The organism is Plebeiibacterium marinum, from assembly GCF_026013615.1.
Taxonomy (GTDB): Bacteria; Bacteroidota; Bacteroidia; order Bacteroidales; family Marinilabiliaceae; genus Saccharicrinis; species Saccharicrinis marinus_A.
The window spans coordinates 227,388-249,695 of record NZ_JAPDPI010000002.1; the positions used below are offsets into that span (position 1 = coordinate 227,388).

Annotated in this window: 15 protein-coding genes; 7 read left to right on the forward strand and 8 right to left on the reverse strand. The window is 37.5% G+C overall.

The window, feature by feature from the left end; genetic code table 11:
* Positions 1–87: 87 nt before the first annotated feature.
* The 3 genes from OM074_RS02250 to gltB form a co-directional block, all read right to left on the reverse strand.
* Positions 88–975, reverse strand: a complete 888-nt coding sequence (locus OM074_RS02250) for a hypothetical protein (protein WP_301197647.1) — start codon at positions 973–975, stop codon at positions 88–90.
* A 286-nt stretch (positions 976–1,261) separates the two neighbouring features.
* Positions 1,262–2,686, reverse strand: a complete 1,425-nt coding sequence (locus tag OM074_RS02255) for a glutamate synthase subunit beta (RefSeq protein WP_301197648.1) — start codon at positions 2,684–2,686, stop codon at positions 1,262–1,264.
* Between the two features lie 100 nt (positions 2,687–2,786).
* The gene (gene gltB, locus OM074_RS02260; protein WP_301197649.1) at positions 2,787–7,304 is read right to left on the reverse strand and encodes a glutamate synthase large subunit; all 4,518 of its coding nucleotides are present in this window, start codon (positions 7,302–7,304) and stop codon (positions 2,787–2,789) included.
* Positions 7,305–8,170: 866 nt separating this feature from the next.
* Between gltB and OM074_RS02265 the strand changes: the two genes are divergently transcribed.
* The 3 genes from OM074_RS02265 (at position 8,171) to OM074_RS02275 (ending at position 10,798) form a co-directional block, all read left to right on the forward strand.
* A complete protein-coding gene (locus OM074_RS02265; RefSeq protein ID WP_301197650.1) occupies positions 8,171–8,947 on the forward strand; it encodes a TorF family putative porin in 777 nt (258 codons plus the stop codon).
* Between the two features lie 273 nt (positions 8,948–9,220).
* The gene (locus OM074_RS02270; protein WP_301197651.1) at positions 9,221–9,565 is read left to right on the forward strand and encodes a P-II family nitrogen regulator; all 345 of its coding nucleotides are present in this window, start codon (positions 9,221–9,223) and stop codon (positions 9,563–9,565) included.
* Positions 9,566–9,604: 39 nt separating this feature from the next.
* A complete protein-coding gene (locus tag OM074_RS02275; RefSeq protein WP_301197652.1) occupies positions 9,605–10,798 on the forward strand; it encodes an ammonium transporter in 1,194 nt (397 codons plus the stop codon).
* 63 nt (positions 10,799–10,861) lie between these two features.
* On the opposite strand, the gene OM074_RS02280 is transcribed toward OM074_RS02275, so the two are convergent.
* The gene (locus OM074_RS02280; RefSeq protein ID WP_301197653.1) at positions 10,862–11,422 is read right to left on the reverse strand and encodes a hypothetical protein; all 561 of its coding nucleotides are present in this window, start codon (positions 11,420–11,422) and stop codon (positions 10,862–10,864) included.
* Between the two features lie 328 nt (positions 11,423–11,750).
* On the opposite strand from OM074_RS02280, the gene OM074_RS02285 reads away from it, so the two are divergent.
* Together OM074_RS02285 and OM074_RS02290 are read left to right on the forward strand one after the other, a co-directional pair.
* On the forward strand, positions 11,751–12,353 hold the full coding sequence (locus OM074_RS02285; protein ID WP_301197654.1) for a MarC family protein: 603 nt from the start codon (positions 11,751–11,753) through the stop codon (positions 12,351–12,353).
* A 3-nt stretch (positions 12,354–12,356) separates the two neighbouring features.
* Positions 12,357–12,989: a ribonuclease H family protein gene (locus OM074_RS02290; protein ID WP_301197655.1), complete on the forward strand. Its 633-nt coding sequence runs from the start codon at positions 12,357–12,359 to the stop codon at positions 12,987–12,989.
* A 4-nt stretch (positions 12,990–12,993) separates the two neighbouring features.
* Here OM074_RS02290 and OM074_RS02295 read toward each other — a convergent pair whose 3' ends face one another.
* The 4 genes from OM074_RS02295 to ispG form a co-directional block, all read right to left on the reverse strand.
* Positions 12,994–14,889 carry a tetratricopeptide repeat-containing sensor histidine kinase gene (locus OM074_RS02295; RefSeq protein WP_301197656.1) on the reverse strand — a complete coding sequence of 632 codons (1,896 nt, stop codon included), beginning with the start codon at positions 14,887–14,889 and terminating at the stop codon, positions 12,994–12,996.
* 97 nt (positions 14,890–14,986) lie between these two features.
* The gene (asnS, locus tag OM074_RS02300; protein ID WP_301197657.1) at positions 14,987–16,435 is read right to left on the reverse strand and encodes an asparagine--tRNA ligase; all 1,449 of its coding nucleotides are present in this window, start codon (positions 16,433–16,435) and stop codon (positions 14,987–14,989) included.
* Between the two features lie 171 nt (positions 16,436–16,606).
* Complete coding sequence (locus OM074_RS02305; protein WP_301197658.1) at positions 16,607–17,392, reverse strand: hypothetical protein; 786 nt, start codon at positions 17,390–17,392, stop codon at positions 16,607–16,609.
* Positions 17,393–17,578: 186 nt separating this feature from the next.
* Entirely contained in the window at positions 17,579–19,429 is a 1,851-nt protein-coding gene (ispG, locus tag OM074_RS02310) for a (E)-4-hydroxy-3-methylbut-2-enyl-diphosphate synthase (RefSeq protein WP_301197659.1), read from the reverse strand.
* A 100-nt stretch (positions 19,430–19,529) separates the two neighbouring features.
* On the opposite strand from ispG, the gene gldA reads away from it, so the two are divergent.
* Together gldA and OM074_RS02320 are read left to right on the forward strand one after the other, a co-directional pair.
* Positions 19,530–20,435 carry a gliding motility-associated ABC transporter ATP-binding subunit GldA gene (gene gldA, locus OM074_RS02315; protein ID WP_301197660.1) on the forward strand — a complete coding sequence of 302 codons (906 nt, stop codon included), beginning with the start codon at positions 19,530–19,532 and terminating at the stop codon, positions 20,433–20,435.
* A gap of 288 nt (positions 20,436–20,723) precedes the next feature.
* On the forward strand, positions 20,724–22,262 hold the full coding sequence (locus tag OM074_RS02320; RefSeq protein WP_301197661.1) for a YifB family Mg chelatase-like AAA ATPase: 1,539 nt from the start codon (positions 20,724–20,726) through the stop codon (positions 22,260–22,262).
* Positions 22,263–22,308 lie beyond the last annotated feature (46 nt).

The window sequence follows — 22,308 nt, forward strand, 5'->3', positions numbered from 1 at the left end:
CCAATAAGCATTCCTTGCCAAAATAGAAAAGGGCATCCCTCGTTTGAGATACCCTTTTTGATTGTATTACTGACTCGATTGAGATCCTTAATTATTTCTTTTAGCAAACCTTTTTCCTAAATAAATAGTCTCTTCATTTCCTTCTTCATCTGTTACCGTTGCTTCAAAATCACATTCTCCATCACCATAGTTAAGCCAGGTTTTAGTAGCTTCCTCTCCTTTTGTTTTTACAATCTCAATAATGCCCTCCACTGGGAAACGGCAGGTTCTTTTCCTATGTAAAGGAGAAACAATTTCACGCTCAACAGAATACCCCTCTGAGCAAGTACCGGAAGAAGATCCTGTAATCAAGAATTCATCATCCCATGCATATCTTGGAGTATCTGCCCCCGCAACCATAGTCCGTATTCTGTTGGCTGTGCGTGTCCAGCTAATGCCCTCAGTTGTTTCAATGGTAACATCAATAGCAATACTAAATTCCCAGAATCCATCCTCATTTATACCTTCATTTTTATAATTCCGTGAACCTGTAACTGCATTATCATTCACATAAAAGTCTTCAAAGGTTACAATACGTTCCGAACCTGCTTCCCAAAAAGGACCGGTTTTAGTAACAATCACTTTGCCACTCTTCACCCTGCCAAACCTGTCTTCACAGTTTTCAGTTCCATAATCAAAAGTAATTACCTTAGGGTATCTGGCATCATCAGGAGTTTCAAAAGTAACCGTTAAGCAAGTACTGCTTTCTACAGACGATTTTAACGTTGCTGTACCAGCCAACTCCTGATCGGTAGCCAATTCGGCATCCAGTTCATCAAATACACTTTCAACAATATCATCAATCGCAGCTGATTGTTCCACAGCTTCTGTATCTACATCCGTATCTATTTTATCACCATCATTGTTATCACAAGAGGAAAACATGATAACTCCTAATATCACCGCACCACTTAAAATTAAATTTCTTGTTTTCATAATTACTGATTTTAAATTGTTTTCAATTTCTTATTCAAAAATGTGTTTGTGTTTCCGTTTACATATGCTTTGATACAAGCAATTGAAAAAGGTTTAAAACATGGGTGAATATCTTTTTACTTTTTTCACCACACACATCCTAAAACCCTATATTAAAAAGAATTATGAAATATATTTTTTTCAAAAAAAAGTAAAAACAGCGGCTGTGGTTCACTATACTTCACAACAAAAAAAGGGAGACACTATGGTCTCCCTTTTTTTATATCTAAAAGATTAAATTTAAATCTTACTTAGCCATTAAAAACTTATTAACGTTATCAGCAGCCTCTCTACCTTTAGCAATAGCTGTTACAACCAAACTAGCTCCATTATGAGCATCTCCGGCAGCAAACACCTTATTATTACTTGTAGTGAAAGCATTATCAATTTTTAGGTTCCCTCTCTGATCCAATTCAAGTCCCAGTTCCTGAACCAAACCTTCATGAACACAATGAACAAACCCCATTGACAAGAATACCAAATCAACATCAATTATCCTTTCAGAACCTTCTTTCTCGTTCATCTTCCAGGCTCCTTTATCATCTTTGGTCCATTCAACGTCCACAAGCTCTACTTGCTTTAGTTTTCCACCTGAACCAATAAATTTCCTGGTTGAAACACTCCAGAAACGTTCACATCCTTCTTCATGCGAAGTAGACGTTTTCAAAACGTTTGGCCAGTAAGGCCATGGATTTCCTGCCGCTCTGTCAACCGGTGGCTTTGGAAGGATTTCAATCTGCGTTACACTTTTGGCTTTCTGACGGTTTGAAGTACCAACACAGTCACTACCTGTATCACCACCACCAATAACTAAAACATTCTTACCAGTAGCCTCTATACGCTCAACGCCATTAAGCTTGTTTCCACGATTTACCCTATTCTGCTGTGTCAGGAATTCCATTGCAAAATGTACTCCTTTTAGATCTCTGCCTTCAACAGGTAAATCACGGGGCTTCATAGCTCCTATTGCAAGAACAACAGCATCAAAATCTTTAAGTATCTGTTCCCCTTTTACATCAAATCCAACATAAGTGTTGTACTTAAATGTAATACCTTCCTGCTCAAAAATATCAACCCTACGGTCAATTACTTTTTTGTTCAATTTAAAATCAGGAATACCAAAGCGCAACAAGCCACCTACCGCTTCATCTTTTTCAAAAACAGTAACAGAATGCCCCATTTGGTTTAACAAATCAGCAGCTGACAAACCTGCTGGTCCACCACCAATTACGGCTACTTTTTTCCCTGTCCTGTTTTGAGGGATACGTGGTTGAACATACCCTTCTGCAAAAGCTTTTTCAACAACTGAACACTCATTCTCACGAATGGTTACAGCTTCCTTATGAATAGCTAACACACACGATTTTTCACATGGGTTTGGACAAATCCTTCCTGTAAATTCAGGAAAACTATTTGTTGAATGCAAAATATCGCTGGCCAATTTCCAATCTCCTTTATACACTGCATCCTGCCATTCAGGAATTTTACTTCCTACAGGACAAGCCCAGTGACAAAATGGGATACCGCAATCCATGCATCGTGATGCCTGCAGGACGCGATCCTCTTCGTTGAGCGTTTGTTCAACTTCACCATAATCATCAATACGCTCATTAATGGGACGGTTTCCACTATCTTTTCTTGAAACCTCTAAAAAACCTCTTGGATTACCCATAATTATATTTTTTATTGAAGTTCGCCCAAAAACCCGATACTCACGTTGAGTATCGCAGCGTTCTTGGACTTCCTTCTTTATTCAAAGACTTGATAATTAATTACTCGTTTACAAATGGGGTATCTTCAGTTTCCTTAAGCTTTTGCTCAAGTTCCTTAATCTTTTGTTCCTGAAGTACTTTTTTGTATTCCCAAGGAATTACTTTAATAAACTTAGGAAGATACTTATCCCAGTTCACTAAAATATCCTGGGCTTTTTCACTATTTGTATGTAACAAGTGTTTATTCAACAGGTATTGTAGTTCCTGAACATCTACAGCATCTTCAACTGGCGACAATTCAACCAATCCTTTGTTGCAGTAGTAATCAAAGTTACCCTCTTCATCAAGAACATAAGCGATACCTCCACTCATACCTGCAGCAAAGTTTCTTCCGGTTTTACCGATTACAACAACTCTACCTCCGGTCATATATTCGCAACAGTGGTCACCTACACCTTCAACAACTGCAGAAGCTCCTGAATTACGAACACAGAAACGTTCCCCGGCAACACCACGAACATAAACATTTCCTTGCGTTGCACCATAAAGAACAGTATTACCTATGATAATATTCTCTTCAGGTTTAAATGTAGACCCTGCTGGTGGAACAACAATAATCTTACCTCCTGACAAACCTTTTCCAAGGTAATCATTGGCATCACCTTCAAGTTTAAACGAAACCCCTTTTGTAAGGAAAGCCCCGAAACTCTGTCCGGCAGATCCGCTAAACTTACAGTTGATCGTATTTTTAGGAAGACCGTCTTCACCATAACGCTTACTCACTTCTCCTGAAACCATAGCTCCAACAGTACGGTCGGTATTACCAATTTCCTTGGCAATCCAAACTTTTGACTGGTTTAATAAAGCTGGCTGGGCCTCTTCAATTAACGACCAGTCCATTACTTCATCAATGCCATGCTTTTGAGTTGTGGTATTATGTAATGGGTAAATTTTTGCCTCCTCAGGGAAATGAAGTAGTTTACTCATGTCAATACCCTTTGTTTTCCAGTTTCCTACTTCAGAATCCTGTTCCATCAAATCGGTACGACCAACAACTTCATCAAGAGACTTAAATCCTAGCTGAGCAAGGTATTCACGCACTTCCTGAGCGATGAAGTTCATATAGTTAACAACATACTTATATTTACCAATAAAACGCTCTCTTAATTCAGGATTTTGAGTTGCAATACCAGCAGGACAAGTATTCAGGTGACACTTACGCATCATGATACAACCCAGGGTAATTAATGCTGAGGTAGCAAATCCAAACTCTTCAGCCCCAAGGATAGCCATTTTGATTACATCCAGACCTGTTTTTAACTGACCATCAGTTTGCAACTTAACCCTTCCACGAAGGTTGTTCATCACAAGTGTTTGCTGAGTTTCGGCCAAACCGATCTCTACAGGCATACCTGCATGTTTGATGGAAGAAGTTGGAGATGCTCCTGTTCCTCCTTCAGTACCTGCAATTACAATCAGGTCGGCATGAGCTTTGGCAACACCGGCAGCAATTGTACCTACACCTGTTTCCGATACTAACTTAACACTAATTTTAGCTGATGGATTTGTACATTTCAAATCATAGATCAACTGCGCCAAATCCTCAATAGAGTAAATATCGTGATGCGGAGGAGGAGAAATCAAAGTAATTCCAGGTGTAGAGTTTCTAAGCTTAGCAATAATCTTGTCCACTTTAAAACCTGGCAACTGACCACCTTCACCCGGCTTAGCTCCTTGTGCAACCTTAATCTGAAGTTCATCTGCATTTACCAGGTAATTGTTGGTAACACCAAAACGTCCGGAAGCAATCTGTTTAATTGAGCTTCGTGCATTTGATTTAAACCTTTCGGAATCTTCACCACCTTCTCCTGTATTACTTCTGCCGCCAACTTCGTTCATGGCAATAGCTAAAGCAGTATGCGCTTCTTTTGAAATAGAACCATAACTCATCGCTCCTGTTACAAATCTCTTTGTAATGCTTTCGATCGGCTCTACTTCATTAATATCAATAGGCTTTCTGTCTTTTAATCTTAAGAATCCCCTTAGGAACAAAGGACTCTGGTTATCTTCATGTACTTTTGAAGTAAATTCCTTAAACTTAGCATAGTCGCCCTGGCTTGTAGCCCATTGCAACAATCCGATAGTCTCAGGATTCCATCCGTGCTTTTCACCATATTTACGGTAAGCATAAGCACCTGTACTATTCAAAATCTCATTAGGCTGAACTGGAGCAAATGCTTTTTCGTGGAACATTTCCGCCTCACGTGCCAGCTCTTCAAATCCAACTCCTCCAATTTTTGAAGATGTACCGGTAAAATATTTATTAATAATATCCTCAGAAATACCAACAGCTTCAAAAATCTGAGCACCATGATAACTTCTTAAAGTAGATATACCCATCTTTGAAAGGATCTTTAACAACCCTTTATCTACCGCTTTGATGTAGTTTTCACGAGCCACGTCATATTCCACATCCAACTCGCCATTTTTAACCAGGTCATCAATAGCAGCAAATGCCAGATATGGATTAATCACACTTGCTCCAAAACCAAGCAATAAAGCAAAATGCATAACTTCACGAGCCTCTCCGGTTTCAACAATAATACCGGTTTGCATACGCTTTTGCTTTTTAATAAGGTGATGGTGAACAGCAGCCACTGCAAGCAAAGAAGGAACAGGTGCCATATCTTTATCCACATTTCTGTCGGATAATATAATATAGTTCTTTTCTTCATCTACCGCATTTTCTGCAGCTACGCACATAGCCTCAACTGCTTTAGCCAAACCAGCCCCACCTTCTTTTACAGGATAAAGCATTGGAATTGTTACCTGAGAAAACTCTTCACGACGGAAATCTTTAATTTTTCCAAGATCGGTATTGGTAACAATCGGGCTTTCGAATTTGATCAGGCGACATTGATCCGGTCCGTACTCCAAAATATTTTTTGAAACACCACCAATATAATTTGTCAGTGCCATTACCAATCCTTCCCTGATAGGGTCAATTGGCGGGTTGGTTACCTGAGCAAATAACTGACGGAAATATGAGAATAAGCGTTGCGGCTTATCCGACATGGCTGCAATAGGAGTATCATTACCCATTGAGTTAACAGGTTCCATCCCTGCCTGAGCCATAGGACCGATAAGCATTTTAATATCTTCGCGAGAATAACCAAATGCTTTTATGAAAGAATCATAATTATCAATTGAAGATTCTACTCTTTGCTTAACTTCTATATCGTTTAAACGAATACGGTTTTCTTTCAACCAGTTTTCGTAAGGATGTCTTTTCGATAATTGAGCTTTGATTTCCTGGTCAGGAATAATAATACCCAATTTTGTATCTACCAACAATAGCTTCCCTGGTTTCAAACGTCCTTTTTCTTTGATCTCCTCGGCTGGGAACACCTGGCAACCCACCTCTGATCCCATTACGATCATATCATCTTTAGTGATCACATATCGTGAAGGACGAAGACCATTTCTATCTAAAGTACCACCAATATATCTACCATCAGAAAATACTATAGAAGCCGGACCATCCCAAGGCTCCATAATAGTAGAGTGGTATTCATAATATGCTTTTAAACTCTTTGGTATCGGATTTTTGTCATTCCATGATTCCGGAATCAGCATACTCAATGCCTGTGGCAAAGTCCTTCCCGTTAGAAACAAAAACTCCAACACATTATCCAATGAGGCTGAATCACTCTTGCCCGGCTCTATTACAGGAAAAATCTTTTTAAGATCATCGCCAAACATATCTGATTTTAATAATGATTCACGAGCCTGCATCCACAAACGGTTTCCTTTAATGGTATTAATTTCACCATTGTGAGCCATAATACGGAATGGTTGTGCCAAATCCCACTGAGGGAAAGTGTTGGTACTAAACCTTGAGTGAACTAAAGAAATAGCACTCTTTAATTTTGGATTTTGAAGATCTAAGTAATATGCCCCCACTTGATCAGGGGTTAACATTCCTTTATAAATAAAGATCTTGGTAGAAAGACTAGGAATATAGAACGCTTCCTTTTCTTTTAAATCCGATTCTCTAATTGCTCTTTCTGTTACCTTACGAGCAATAAATAGTTTTCTTTCAATCTTGTCCTGTTCGTATTTACCTTTTACAAAAACCTGACGTACTTTAGGCTCTGTTCTTTTGGCAATCTCACCTATTACAGTACTATCAACAGGCACATCCCTATAGCCGATTACTTCAAGACCTTCTTCTACCAAATTTTTGTTTAATTCTTCCTGACATAATAAGGCTTCTCTGTCCTCTTCAGGCAAGAACAACAATCCGGTACCATACTTACCTACTTCAGGCAAGTCAAAACCCAGCGAATTACAAAACTCATGTGGTACTTGAATTAATATTCCGGCTCCATCTCCAGACTTGTTATCTGAACTTTCGGCACCCCTATGAGTCATGTTAACTAAAACTTCAAGACCTCTGTTTACAATATCATGCGACTGCTGTCCCTTGATATTCGCAACAAAACCAATCCCACAGTTATCATGCTCATTGGCAGGATCATACAATCCCACTGCCTTTGGAAATCTCTTTTGCATCATATCTATATATTAATAAAGAAGGAATAATACTGAACAATAGCTAACTCTTACAAGCCAACATAACTCCTTAAACCATCTTTCAATTCATAAAAAAAATAGGATGGAATAAAAAGCAATTATAAATTATTCAACACTTTTAGTTTGAAAACGGAAGCAAAAATAGCTCATTTAATTATATTTTCCAAGATTGCATCTTTTAATATACGTTAAAAGATGATTTTTGTAGCCCTTTTTTGGTGACATTTGTCATATTTTAAAAGCCGCAGATTTCAAATATCAAAATCCCAACCCCTTGTATTTCTGCCTATTTCAGATTAAACACACTAAATCACCAACTACACCCCTACAAAAAAGAACAACACTTTCAACTAACAGCCCCTTAAAACAAAACCTATATAATTAAATTATACAGTCCCGGTCCAAATACTGTTTCTACCAAAATTCAGGCCTGATACAAAAAAATAGAATCCTTGGAAAACACATCAATATTATAACTTATATGAAACTCCAACGAAACAAAGTCTGCAAACAAGATGTTTAAATCCCCAAAACACATAATAAATAACACCTAAATATAATTTACTACACCACATTTCCTATTAGCCCCCCTATTTTCAATATCCATTTATATATTATAACCGCTTTTAAACACAACACCCCTTAATATTTAAAGCAAAATCTCAATTTATCATCTTTTTCAACAAGCAACCCTTAAATAAAAGGGTCAAATTCCATATTTCTATACATTTTTAAACACAAACCCCTTTTTCGAAGGGGTGATTTCATAAAAAATGCAAATTTTATCATTTTACCCCCAAAATAATTTGGGTGATATTAAAAAAATACGCACTTTTGCAGTGTAAGTATTGAAAAAAGATACCCCAACTAGGAAAATATTCCTGTTTTTTGTAACAACACCCCTTCAAAAAACAAAAAGCTTTTCTCAATACAACAAAAAAAAAGATTGTGTAACCTATTTAAAACCTGTTAAAATGAAAAAGGTAATTTTATTATTTGCGATCGTTCTTGCTGCCACAGCAGCTAAAGCTCAATTCTCAGTTGGAGCAGACTTAGTATCACGTTATGTATTTCGTGGTTTAGATTATGGAAATGGAGCTGCACTACAACCAACAATCGAATACTCAACAGGAGGATTTGCTATTGGCGCCTGGGGTTCATATGGATTGACAGCAGGATCCTTTACTGAAGCTGACCTATACTTATCTTATGGCTTTGACTTCGGATTAAGCCTTGGCTTAACTGACTACTATTATCCAGGAACAGACTGGACTAATTTCGAAGATAAAAATTCAGCTCATGCAATCGAATTCAATCTTGGCTACGAAACTGGCGGGCTTAGTTTAGCAGGAAACTACATGCTGAATAATTCAGAAGATAATGCCGGGGCAGAAAATGGAACAAAGTATTTTGAGGCAGGATATTCTTTTGACAACCTTGATATATTCATCGGAGCAGGAGATGGATGGCATTCCATGAGCGGGGATTTTGAAGTAGTCAACATTGGCATTGGCACTTCTAAAGAAATTAAATTTTCAGAATCATTTTCCCTACCAGTATTTGGACAAGCAATAGTAAATCCTAATACCGAACAATTCCACATTGTAGTAGGTCTTTCTCTATAAGAAAATATTAAAAAGAAGGTGAGGTTGTTGGACTGTAATCATTTCTCAACACTGAAAACCAAGCAATTGTTCTCTCCAATATGCGTTAATTAACTGGAAAAAGGGTATAGTTTTCCACCTTATTACCATACAGGACAGCATTTTCACCTTCTTTTTTAAAGATATCATTCATTTAATTTTTAATTACGGTTTTTTTCCTAATTTAATACAAAGCACTGTATTAAAAACGGGGAAGCTACACCCGTATTTATTAAAAATTTAAAATTTAAAACGATGAAAAAAATTGAAGCAATTATCAGATTAACACAATATGAAAGTGTTAAAAAAGCTCTTGAAGAGCAAGACATCACATTCTTTTCATACTGGGATGTAAGAGGGGTTGGTACAGCTAGGGAAGGTCATTTATACAGGGGAACTGTATACGACACCAGTATTATTGAGCGCCGTTTGCTTTCTATCATTGTAAGGGATGAAAATTTAGAAAAAACAGTTCAAGCCCTTATGGCTGCAGCCAGAACAGGCGAGATAGGTGACGGACGTATATTCGTAACCGACATTGCAGAAACATACAGGATTCGCACCGGAGAATCTGGCCCGGAGACACTTTATGAAAAATAATTAATTAATCTGATTTAAGAAACTTAAAATATAATAATCATGGATGCAAACAGTGCTTTAGATATATTATGGATTCTGGTAGCTGGAATCTTGGTATTTTTTATGCAGGCAGGCTTCGCCCTAGTAGAAGCTGGTTTTACAAGAGCAAAGAACGTTGGTAACATTATTATGAAGAACTTTATGGACTTTTCTTTTGGTTCATTGATCTTCTGGATAATTGGATATAGCATTATGTACGGGGGAGAAGGCGCATTTTTTGGTGCTTTTGATTTCTTTTACAACGTACCTGGTGATTACCATAACTTATTTTTCCAAACCGTATTCGCCGCAACTGCCGCTACTATTGTTTCAGGAGCAATGGCAGAACGTACAAAATTCGGAACCTATTTAGTTTTCTCTGTTATCATTACAGCTGTAATCTACCCAATTTCAGGACACTGGGTATGGGGAGGCGGTTGGTTATCAACCATGGAAACTCCATTCCACGATTTTGCAGGATCTACTGTAGTACACTCTGTTGGCGGATGGGCTGCTTTAGCAGGTGCATGGACTATCGGACCACGTTTAGGAAAATACAACGGCGGAGCAAACGCAATCCCTGGTCACAACATGGTATTAGGCGCTCTTGGTGTTTTTATCCTATGGTTAGGATGGTTTGGTTTCAACCCAGGATCACAGTTGGCTATTAGTGGTGACAACGCAAATGCTGTTGCAGGAATCTTTATCACAACCAATTTAGCAGCAGCTGCCGGTTCAGTTGTAACAATGTTTACTACATGGATTAGATACGGAAAAGCTGACCTTTCAATGACATTGAACGGTGCCTTGGCTGGTTTAGTTGGAATCACAGCTGGTTGTGATGTTGTATCGCCAGGAGGAGCAGCTGTTATTGGTGCCATTGCTGGTCTTGTTGTAGTATTCTCTATTGAATTTATCGATAAGAAATTAAAAGTGGATGACCCTGTTGGTGCAATCTCTGTACATGGAGTTTGCGGTGCATTAGGAACTCTATTAGTCGGTCTTTTTGCCACAGACGGCGGTCTGTTCTACGGAGGAGGCGCTTCTTTACTACTTAGTCAGACAATCGGAGTTGTAGCCATTGGAGCTTGGGCATTTGGCTTAGGTTTAATCCTATTCAAAGTACTTAAAGCAACTATGGGACTTAGAGTTTCTGAACAAGAAGAAAGAGAAGGTCTTGATATCCATGAGCACGGACAAAGCTCATACAATTAAGCTCATAACCATAGCTTTTAAATATTTGATGAAAGCAGCCAGGTTTAGCCTGGCTGCTTTTTTTTAGTTCCACAAGTAAAACAACACAAATACCATCACCTCTGCTAAATACAATGGCTTAAATGCCTCAAAAAGAATCTCCATTTTTTCAGGACCCTTCACCTTTACAATTGGAAACAAATACAAAACAGACAATACCAAAGCAAAAAGCAGCATAAAAAAAGTAGAAAAATAATAAATTGAAAAGTACACCAAATCATCAACACCCATACTATTGAGGACGCCACCACCAATAAACAACCCCTCCTTAATTCTGCCCAACCAAACCAAAATATGTCCTGATAGAAACAAAACCAAAAAAACACCTACCATAAAAGAAACACTCTGTCCCACCAACATCTGCTTACGCCCAACAAATGCTACTGCAAATGCAATAGATAACAAAAACAGGTTAATCATCCCTGGAGTAAATGGAAAAAATCCAGCAGCCATATTAAAACCAACACCTCCAAACAATTTATAATAAACAAACAACCCCGAAAGACCAGAAAAAAACAGAAACCCAAAAAATTTAATAACTTTTACTTTTATTCTAAAACCAGAAAAACTCGCTACTGCAACCATATACTCATATTTATATAATTCAACTACTATTAACAGCTCATCCTAAACAACTTGAGCCCACCTTTCATTAATTCCCCTTAAAATTTCGACATAATATATTTAAAACGCAACATTATTTTTTCCTGAACTGATTCACATATGATATAACATACACCATAAGCACGAAAAGAAAATACCTGACAATACAACATATATCATTATATAATTTCAATTACTTTTGCATTCAGGAAGACTTTAATAAAAAGTACACCTGTCTATCTGGAATCCACAAACAAGGTTTCGACATAAATAAAGACATAGGTACAATTGAACATTAAATTATGAACAAATGAATTTAAACGCATTACAAATACTTTCGGCTTTCATTGTCCTTTTTGCAGTAATAGACATCCTGGGATCAATACCTTTGATCTTAAATATCAAAAAACAAGGCAATAAAATCAATGCATTTCAAGCCTCCTCAATTTCCCTTTTGATTTTATTACTTTTCTTCTTTTTAGGAGAACCTTTACTTGGCCTTTTCGGTGTCGACATTTCTTCATTTGCCATAGCCGGTTCATTTGTTTTACTGGTCATGGCTTTTGAAATGATTTTTGGAATAAACATATTCAAACATGAGGATTCACCCACAGGAGCTACCATTGTACCTATTGCTTTCCCTTTGATTGCAGGTGCAGGTTCCTTCACCACTTTGTTATCATTAAGAGCTGAATTTGACTCCATAAATATAATAATAGCCCTATTTATTAACATCTTAATTGTATTTTTTGTATTAAAATCAACTAATAAAGTAGAGAAAATAATTGGCGAAGGCGGTGTATACTTATTACAAAAGTTTTTTGGTATAATACTATTAGCCATGGCCATACGACTTTTCCTATCCAACTTTGCCAACTTACTCACACAATTCTTACCAGCCCTAAAAGGTTAACACATGGCAGGCAAAAACAAATATTACGTAATTTGGAATGGCAACAACCCCGGAATCTACACAAACTGGGAAGAATGTCAAAAAAACATCAAGGGTGTAAGCAATGTTAGGTACAAGGGCTTCAAAACACTAGACCAGGCCGAAAAAGCTTTTGAAGAAGATCCAGAATTACATTGGGGGAAAAAGGGCAATACTGAAAAAAAACTTGAGGACACACTCTCTTCATTTCCCCAAATTATACAAAACAGCCTATCGGTAGATGCGGCATGCAGTGGCAATCCGGGGGTAATGGAATATCAAGGGGTTTATACAGCAACAGGATCACAAGTATTTACCAAAAAATTTACACTAGGCACAAATAACATTGGAGAATTTCTGGCAATTGTACATGCTTTAGCCTACCAAAAACAACACAAAATAAACATTCCAATATATACAGATTCAAAAATTGCCATGGATTGGGTTAAATCAAAAAAATGCAGATCAAAATTACCACTTACTCCTAAAACCCAATCACTATTTGAGGTTATAAAAAGAGCTGAAGACTGGCTAAAAACCAACTCCTACTCACAAAAAATATTAAAATGGGAGACAAAATCATGGGGAGAAATACCTGCTGATTTCGGAAGAAAATAACACATCACCCCATCTCCCTATACGGAATAGTAAATAACACACGAGTCCCCTCTTCCCCATACTTATTCCTATCCTCTACCATCAATCCAACCTTATTACTATTACTCTGATTTATAAGCCCCAACCTCTCTCTGGTGATCTTCATAGCTAGAGATTTGTGTTTTTTAGTGCTCCCCACCTTCTTATCCATTGACACATCCAGACCAATCCCATTATCTTCTATGCAGTAATGGATTGATCCATTACATCTTTCAAACCTGACAGAAATACTGCCCCCCTCTCTCTTATACAATTCTCCATGTTCAAAAGAATTTTCAATAAAAGGTTGTGCCAACATGGGAGGGATCAAGGTTTTAGCATTATCCAAACTTCCATCAACAACAATATCATAACTAATCCTCTCACCAAACCGCCTGTTTTGTAGATTAATATAGAATTCCAATATCTCCAACTCCTGTTCCAACGAAATATACTCATCTTGCGAATATTGCAACACCATCCGCATCAAGCCAGCAAAATCTGCCAAAAAATCCACCGCATCAGAAACCTTATTATCTAAAACATAACATTGTATTGCAGACAAGGAGTTAAAAATAAAATGTGGATTCATCTGTGTCCTTAACACTTTTTGTTCAAGGCGCAACAGACGCTGCTTCTCTTGCAATTTCCTGGTATGATGGTAATATACTGCATAAGCTACCCCCAGCAGAAACAAAAAAGCAATAACGATAATTAATATTACATACAATCGATTCCTTGCCGTCAATTCAGATACTTCGTTCTGACTCTTCTGAAAGAGGTACTTACTTTCCAGCTCATTCATCTTGCTTATTTGAGCCTCATTAAAAACACTATCCCTAAGCGCATAATAATCCTCCAAAACCCGTACAGCTTCTTTATACCTGCCCATTTTTTTATAGGCCTCATACAGCCCCATCAAATTCTCTTGCTGCGTACCTAATATCCCTATACTTTCATTAATCTCCTCACATTTTTTATATAATTCAACTGCCTTATTTTGCATCCCTTTTTGGGCATACAAATCACCCAACCCAGTTAACGCGTACACCATCCCCATTTTCTCACCCAAAGCCTGAAATATATCCCTTGATTTATTGAAATAATTCTCAGCCACAACATAATCCCCTTCATTCATAAACGCACAACCCAGATTGTTTTGTATTGAAGCAATCCTGCTACTATCACCAATATCTTCATAGATACCAAGGGCCTTCTTATAATACCGTTTAGCTCGCTTATAATCCTCCACCCTTGAGCAAGAAACACCTAAATTAAGATATATATCTGCAGAGGAGCGCACATCATCCAACTCCTTGTAAATCTCACCAGCCCTTTCATAATACTCCCTTTGTAACTCAATACTACCTCCTTCAGAAAAAATCAATCCAAGATTCTGACAAGCTTTTGCAATTCCCACACTGTCATTCAAAACTTCATCTATAGCCAAGCTCTTTTCATAACACAAAGCAGCTCTATCGTAATCTGCCCTATAGTAATACATTAATCCTTTATTACTATAATTGGCAGAAATCCTCACACTATCTTTAGACTTGAGAAAGAAAGGCTCTGCCAAAACATATTTTTCCAATGCTTCTGCATACATTTCTTTATAATAATACATTTCACCTAAAGCATGATATGCCAATCCTTTATAAACAAACTGCTCTTCACCACACCTTTCCAATAACTCATTAGCTATTTGCTCGCAAACTTCAGGATCAGTCTGCACCTTTTCCATGGCTAATTCATAAAGCATATCCAATTTCTTATTTCCGGAAAGCAGGTGCAACTCACCATGGATGCTATCTATAAAATCGGCATAACTATTGGTGACTACAAGCATCAGTAAAATCACATAAATTCTAAAAACCAGCATCATGAATCTGTTTTAAACCAACCAAATTTACAATTTATTAAACACAAAAAGAAAGCCACCTCAAATTGAGATGGCTTTACATATCTAATGTAGTACTTTCTTAAAATTCTGCATTCTTTGGTGTTCGTGGAAAAGGAATTACATCCCTGATGTTACCCATTCCGGACACAAACAACATTAAACGCTCAAAGCCTAAACCAAAACCACTATGAGGTACAGACCCAAACCTACGAGTATCTAAATACCAGTACATTTCTTTTTCAGGAAGATCAAGCACTCTCATGCGTTCCAAGAGTTTATCATAACTCTCTTCACGTTGCGACCCCCCTATAATCTCACCAATTTGAGGAAACAATACATCCATAGCCCTAACCGTTCTACCATCATCACTCTGTTTCATATAAAATGCCTTAATCGACATAGGGTAATCCGTAAGAATAACAGGCTTTTTGAAATGTTTTTCAACCAAATAACGCTCATGCTCCGCCTGCAAATCACTACCAAATCCCGTAATAGGGTATTGAAATTTGTTTTTCTTATGAGGTTTGGAGTTCATTAATATATCAATTGCCTCCGAATAAGTCAGGCGCACATAATCATTCTCCACCACAAACTTTAGCTTTTCAATCAATTCCATTGAACGATCTTCAGCCTTCTTATTTTTCTCTTCTTCTTGCTGGCGATTGCTTAAAAACTCAAGATCCTCTTTACAGTTATCCAAGGCATAATTCAACAAATACTTTGTAAATTCTTCTGCCAAATCCATATTATCATCCAAATCATAGAATGCCATCTCAGGTTCTATCATCCAGAATTCAGCAAGGTGACGGGCCGTATTGGAATTCTCTGCCCTAAAGGTTGGCCCAAACGTATAAATTTCTGACATAGCCAAAGCGGCCAACTCGCCCTCTAACTGCCCTGAAACAGTTAAATTGGTTGACTTACCAAAAAAGTCCTGTGAAAAATCCACTATCCCATCTTCTGTTTTCGGAATATTATTCACATCCAGGGTTGTTACCCTAAACATTTCACCAGCACCTTCTGCATCCGATGCTGTAATAATTGGAGTGTGAATATTATAAAAACCTTTTTCAGAAAAGAATTTATGAACAGCAAAAATCATAGAATGGCGAACCCTGGTTATTGCCCCAAAAATATTCGTCCTAAACCTTAAGTGCGCAATATCCCTTAAAAATTCTAACGAATGCTTTTTAGGCTGCAAAGGATATTCATCTGCATTACAATCACCAATAACCTCAATATTTGTTGCCTGCACTTCAACTGATTGCCCGCTTCCGGAAGACTCGGCTAAAACGCCAGTAACCGAGATTGCCGATCCTGTAGTAATTCTCTTAATAAGCTCTTCACTAAACTTTGGAACATCTGCAACAATCTGTAAATTATGAATAGATGAACCATCATTAAGAGCGATAAAATTAACAAACTTATTTCCCCGACGTGTTCTTACCCATCCTTTTACATTTACTTCTTTGCCGTATTCTGTATCTCGAAGAATAGCAGCCACTTTTGTTCTGCGAATTTGTTCCATTTTATTTTACAATTTTTGAGGCTGTAAAATTAATCAATTGTTTAATATTGAAAATGGTTAATCCAATAAATTTTGACCGCTACACAAATAAAGGCCATCATTTTCACTATTATTTCATAAAAAAAGCCGGATAAAAATTATCCAGCCCTATATTTTAAACTATTCTTGCAGTTATTTTTTAACAAATGTCCCTAAATCATTATCATAATTTAGATAATACTTCCCTTTTTGCAAGCTTCCTACTTTTATTTTATCTCCGAAACCTTTAAAAACAATACCCCCGTATTCATCGTAGATTTCATACATGGTATTGGCAGAAAAAACCAACTCATCATCCACCCTGGCTGGAGCATAAGTAACAACAGGCTTCTCTGAAGAAACCGTTATTTCATCAGAATATCTGGCCTTGCCCCTATAGTCGGTTTGTTTCACTCTAAATCTATTCTCTCCTGAATGTATTCTAACAGGAGTATCATAAAAACACTCAGCCACAATCCCTTTCCCACTCACACGACCAACCTCAATCCATTTATTCCACCGAAACTGCTCAACCACATAAGGCAATCTTCCAGCTTCTTTTATTGTTGCCCATTTAACTTTACCATCTGTTACTTCTAGTTTTGTTATTTCAAATGTGGCCCTGGCATTTAACACCTCTGGGTTTAAAACTATTGGCAAGCAATTTTCCTTATACTTAATTGACACGGTAACCTCTTCTCCTACCTGAAAACCATACACACTTAAGTCAATCTCAAAAGCACTTGAATTGATTTCATCTGTGGAAGTTAAACCATTTACATTAACTTCATATACACAAAACCCCACACCGCTAGGCGAAAAGGGATTTTTAACAAATAAGTTATCTCCCTGGAAAGTCCCGTTTAAAACTATTTCCTGAGAATTTATATTTATTGCGAATAATGCAATAAAAGAACAAAATAATAAAAGTCGTTTCATTGATTTACAAAAGGGTTTACTTAGGCAATGCAATATAAAAAAACATAATATTGATTGCAACAAAAATTTACCACATACTAGGAATAAAAATACATTATTTCTTTTAACCCATTATAAATTCATAACTTTTTTATACAAAAAGCATTAATTTTCTGATAGTCGCATCTTTTTATTTGACAAACAATCTTAACGACACGGTTCAACCCAATCTCCCTTTTCCTTTATCAACTGCACCAACTCATCAACAGCATCTTCTTCAGGAATATTTCTTTTAACTATCTGTCTCTGGTAATATAAGGTAACTTTTCCAAACGCTGAACCTACATACCCATAATCTGCATCTGCCATCTCTCCTGGTCCATTAACTATACAACCCATTACCGCTACCTTCAGCCCTTTAAGATGAGCTGTCCGTTTTTTCACCATGGCGGTAGTTTCTTGCAAATTAAAAAGCGTCCGACCACAACCCGGGCATGAAATGTAATCGGGTTTTGAAAAACGGACTCTTGCAGCCTGCAATATAGACAACATTGTAGAATTGACTATTGACGCTTCCTCATCATCGGCATCAATCCAAATCCCATCTCCATATCCATCCAGAAACAAAGGTCCTAAATCACAAGCTGCTTCAATTTGTGTTTCTTTACCAAACACTCCTTTATAACTTTTATATAATACAACCGGATTATCAAGGTGATGATGTTGCAAAAACATAAAGGCAGCCCTTTGCTCTGCAACATTATTGGATGTTTCACACTTCAAGACAAGCACCACACTATCGGCCTTTTTCAAACTTTCAATCACTTGACTATTCAATTGAGAATAGGTTATTGAGACAAACTGCAATTCATTATGCACTTTACCCACATCAAGAAACTCTCTAAAAGTCATAAACGGGAAAAACCTTTCATCACGTTTCATCTCCTCCCATCTCTTTAAGGTGACTATACCTGAAAAATCAATACTCTTTTTATTATTGGAATCACCTATTTCAAAATCAACAGGATCATCTCCTGGCCTATTCCTACCTATTATTACAGGAATATTATCCCCACCGACATTCCTGAGACTTCTGCTTTTCCTTCTTTCATAGGCAAAAGGACTGTAAGCCGAATCTTCTATTTTACGGATAGCTTCATGATTTTTCCTTGCCCTAATATACTCTACAATTTTCCTTCCTACAGGAATTTCATTCTCAGGATTTTCGGTAAGTGAAACCCTGATAGTATCTCCAATACCATCAGCCAGCAAGGCACCTATTCCAACGGCCGATCTGATCCTACCATCCTCTCCCTCACCTGCTTCAGTAACACCCAGATGCAAAGGGAAACACATATCTTCCTCAAACATCTTCTGAACCAAAAGTCGAACAGTATGCACCATAATTCGTGCATTACTTGCTTTTATACTCAAAACTATATTAAAAAAATCTTCACTTTTACATATGCGAAGATATTCCATACAACTTTCAACCATACCTATCGGAGTATCACCATAACGACTCATAATCCTATCCGACAAAGAGCCATGGTTAGTACCAATTCGCAATGCAACTCCCCTCTTTTTACAAATATTCAATAATGGGATTAGCTTATCCTTAATCTGCAGGACCTCTTCACTATAAGATTCATCAGTATAGGCAATATCTGCAAACCTTTTGGCCCCATCAGCAAAATTACCGGGATTTATTCTCACCTTCTCTATATGCTCGGCAGCAATATAAGCAGCACTCGTATTAAAATGCACATCTGCAACCAAAGGGACGTTATAACCATCTTTCAACAAATCCCTTTTTATAAACTCAAGATTAAGGGCCTCTTTTTTACCTTGCGTCGTCATCCTAACCAACTGACCTCCTGCATCACAAATACATTTTATCTGACTAACTGTAGCATTGGTATCATTAGTATTTGTTGTAGTCATTGATTGCACAACAATCGGGTTTTCGGCACCAATTTTAATAGTTCCAACGGTTACTTCTGATGTTTCATATCTTTTATATCGAAATAAATCAATGCAGTATTTTTCTTTAGTCATTATCCAAAGTATTTGTTTATCTGCAAAAGTAAGAATTTTTATATGCGAGCAGATGAATAATTTATCAAGGCTTATTAACTTTACCCCAAAACAATTTTTCATGTCCATTTCTGTATCTCAAGTAACTCGCACATTCGGAACACAAAAAGCTTTAAACAATGTTTCTTTTGAAATAAATTCAGGCGAAGTCGTAGGATTTCTTGGTCCCAATGGAGCTGGAAAATCTACAATGATGAAAATAATTACAGGATACCTGCCACAAACAGCAGGCACTGTTAAGGTATGCGGCATGGATGTTTCGGACAACTCTCTGGACTACCGGAAAAGAATTGGCTACTTACCCGAACACAATCCTTTGTACCTTGATATGTACGTTAAAGAGTATCTTAAACATATTGCCGGCATATACAAGCTTGGAAGAACATCAAAAACAAAAGTAGAAGAAGCGATAGACCTTACCGGATTAAGACCTGAATGCAAAAAAAAGATTGGGTCGCTATCAAAAGGTTATAGACAACGGGTTGGTTTGGCTCAGGCCTTATTACCAGATCCCGAAGTATTGATATTAGACGAACCAACTACCGGACTGGATCCAAACCAGATAATTGAAGTCAGGGAGCTTATTAAAAAAGTTGGCCAACACAAAACCATCATGCTTTCCACTCATATTATGCAAGAGGTGCAGGCTATTTGCGAAAGAGTTATCATAATAAAAAAAGGAGAGATCATAGCCAACGAAAAAGCCAACAACCTAAGCAGTTTATCAACCGACAACAATTACATCATAAAATGCGAATTCACCAAACCCATTAATCCAGACGATCTTAGGAAAATTAATAGCATCTTGAACATTGACCCGATTTCTGAATATAAATATATAATTAGCACCACATCCGACATCAGGGAAGATATTTTTGACTGGTCTGTATCAAACAACCATAAGATATTAACACTTACACTTGAACAGCAAAACATAGAAACCATATTTCGCCAACTCACTCAATAAAATTATCTTTTTCCAAACCACCACTGCAAAGCAATATGCACCAACCCCTTATGTTAACAATATTTTTTTGAGAATTATGAAAATATTTATACATTAGCGTCACATTCAGGCTCTAATCCATACAATCATTATGATTCATCGAATATTTTTTGTTGTAGTAACATATTTCTACTTGATTTAGAAATCAAATTTCTAATATCTAAACAGCACTTCAGCTCCCAATAAAACAATCGCTAATTTAATAACAATTAAAAGCTTTCAACTAAAGCAACCTATAAACAAAACAACATGCTAGTTAAAACATATGCAGCTACTGTAACAGGTATTGATGCTGTAACCATTACCATAGAAGTAAATCTATCTCAAGGAATAAAATTCTTTTTAGTCGGACTCCCCGACAACGCCGTGAAAGAAAGCCAACAACGTATGCAATCGGCCTTAAACGTGAGCAAATTTAAATGGCCAGGTAAAAAAATTGTAATAAACATGGCTCCAGCCGACATCAGAAAAGAAGGTTCATCATACGATTTACCACTGGCCATCGGTATCCTTGCAGCTTCAAACCAGATATCCGGAGAAAACCTCAGCAAATATATGATGATGGGAGAGCTATCCCTTGACGGGAGTTTACAGCCCGTAAAAGGCATATTACCCATAGCCATTAGAGCAAAAGAAGAAGGATTTAAGGGGATTATCCTACCCATACAAAATGCCCGTGAAGCAGCAGTTGTAGAAGGCATTGAGGTATATGGAATGGAAAACATCACGGAGGTAGCAGGCTTTCTGAATGAAGATTTAGATGCTAGTCCAATTAAGGTAAACACCGAAACAGAATTCTACAAGCAGCAGCTGAACAACGATCTGGATTTTATTGACGTTAAAGGACAGGAATCAGTAAAACGCGCCCTGGAGATCGCTGCGGCAGGAGGCCATAATTTAATAATGATTGGTCCCCCGGGGGCCGGAAAATCAATGATTGCAAAAAGGCTGCCTTCAATTTTACCCCCACTGACTCTAAACGAAGCACTTGAAACAACCAAAATACATTCTGTAGCTGGAAAAATACAGAATGACACATCTCTTATTACCCAAAGACCTTTCAGATCGCCCCACCACACCATCAGTGATGTTGCTTTAGTTGGCGGCGGCAGCTTTCCTCAGCCTGGTGAAATTTCTTTAGCCCACCATGGCGTACTTTTCCTTGACGAGCTTCCTGAATTTAAGAGGACAGTGCTTGAGGTAATGAGGCAACCCCTGGAAGATCGGGTAATAAGTATATCAAGAGCGCGGTTCAGCGTAGACTATCCGGCTAGCTTTATGTTAGTTTCCAGCATGAATCCATGCCCATGTGGCTACTTCAACCACCCTGAAAAAAAATGTGTTTGCAGCCCGGGAGTTGTTCAAAAATATCTTAGTAAAATTTCCGGACCTTTATTGGACAGGATCGATATACAAATTGAAGTTGTTCCGGTTCCATTTAAAGAACTCAGCAACGCAACAACATCTGAAAAAAGTTTAAACATTAGAGAAAGGGTAATCAAAGCCAGAAAGATTCAGGAAAACAGGTACAAGAATGAAGAAAAAATCCACTGCAATGCACAAATGACATCTAAACTTCAAAGAAAATATGCACAGCCAGAAGACAATGCGATGAATATTCTTAAACATGCCATGGAAAAACTTGACCTCTCAGCCCGTGCCTATGATAGAATTTTAAAGGTAGCCAGGACAATTGCAGACCTTGACGAACAAGAACAAATACAATCCCACCATATGGCAGAGGCGGTAAACTATAGAAATCTAGACAAAGCTGGATGGCTGGGCTAAGCAATCATATATTATTTGAAAGGAAGTAACTACTTTTGTGATCTTT